The sequence below is a fragment of the Micromonospora sp. D75 genome (assembly GCF_018070405.1).
GTDB lineage: Bacteria > Actinomycetota > Actinomycetes > Mycobacteriales > Micromonosporaceae > Micromonospora > Micromonospora chalcea.
The window spans coordinates 1-1,317 of sequence record NZ_JAGPXV010000989.1 but is presented as its reverse complement, the minus strand read 5'-3'; the positions used below and the strand labels follow the sequence as shown (position 1 = coordinate 1,317).

1 protein-coding gene is annotated in these 1,317 nt (G+C 73.5%); it reads left to right on the top strand.

What is annotated here, in order from left to right:
• Positions 1 to 1,317, top strand: a 1,317-nt coding sequence (eccCa, locus tag KBX39_RS31365; protein ID WP_210874029.1) for a type VII secretion protein EccCa, incomplete at both ends; no start/stop codon positions are given.

Below are 1,317 nucleotides of genomic sequence, written 5' to 3'. Positions count from 1 at the left end.
CGCTGGACGAGGCGGAGACCGCGCTGGCCCAGGAGCTGGGCGGGCGGCCCCGGTTCGCGCCGGAGGCGAAGCCGCTGACCACCGCGCCGCACGTGGTGGTGGTGCTGGACGGCGGCGAGGTCTCGGCGACCTGCGCGCTGACCGGGCCGGGCCTGCTCGGCACCACTGTGGTCGACCTGTCCGGCACGGTGCCCCGCGACGCCGGGCGCTGGCTGCTCTGCCTGGACGCCGGCGACGGCACCGGCCTGGACCTGGTCCGCGGCACCGCCACGTCCCGGCTCGGCAGCCCGGACCGGCTGTCCCTGTCCGCCGCCGAGGGGCTGGCCCGGCAGATCGCCCCGTTCCGGCTCTCCCAGCAGCAGGGCGCGAGCACCGAGGAGCCGCTGGCCCGCAGCATGGAGCTGCCTGACCTGCTCGGTGTCGGCGACGCGGCCACCGTGGACGTCCGGCAGACCTGGCGGCCGCGCAGCCACCGCGACCGGCTGCGCATCCCGCTCGGTCTGGGCCCGGACGGCAACGTGGTCGAGCTGGACTTCAAGGAGTCCGCGCACGAGGGCATGGGCCCGCACGGCCTGGTGATCGGCGCGACCGGCTCCGGCAAGAGCGAACTGCTGCGTACGGTGGTCGCCGCGCTGGCCGTGACGCACTCCTCGGAGGAGCTGAACTTCGTCCTGGTCGACTTCAAGGGCGGTGCGACGTTCGCCTCCCTGGACGCGCTGCCGCACACCAGCGCGGTGATCACCAACCTCTCGGACGAGCTGCCGCTGGTGGACCGCATGCGGGACGCGCTCGCCGGTGAGATGAACCGCCGGCAGGAGGTGCTGCGGGCGGCCGGCAACTACGTCTCCCGCTACGACTACGAGAAGGCGCGGGCGGCCGGTGAGCCGCTGGAGCCGATGCCGAGCCTGCTGATCATCTGTGACGAGTTCTCCGAGCTGCTGGCCGCCAAGCCGGACTTCATCGACCTGTTCGTGATGATCGGCCGCCTCGGCCGGTCGCTCGGCGTGCACCTGCTGCTCGCCTCGCAGCGGCTGGAGGAGGGCAAGCTGCGCGGCCTGGACACGCACCTGTCGTACCGGATCGGTCTGCGCACGTTCTCGGCGGTGGAGAGCCGGATCGTGCTCGGCGTGCCGGACGCGTACGAGCTGCCCAGCGCGCCGGGTCACGGTTACCTGAAGACCGACACCGCCACGATGCTGCGGTTCCGTGCGGCGTACGTGTCCGGCCCGTACCAGGCGCCGGGGCAGGCGCAGCGCTCCACCCGGGCCCAGGTGCAGCGGCGGATCGTCCCGTACGGCATCGACTACGTGCCGGCGC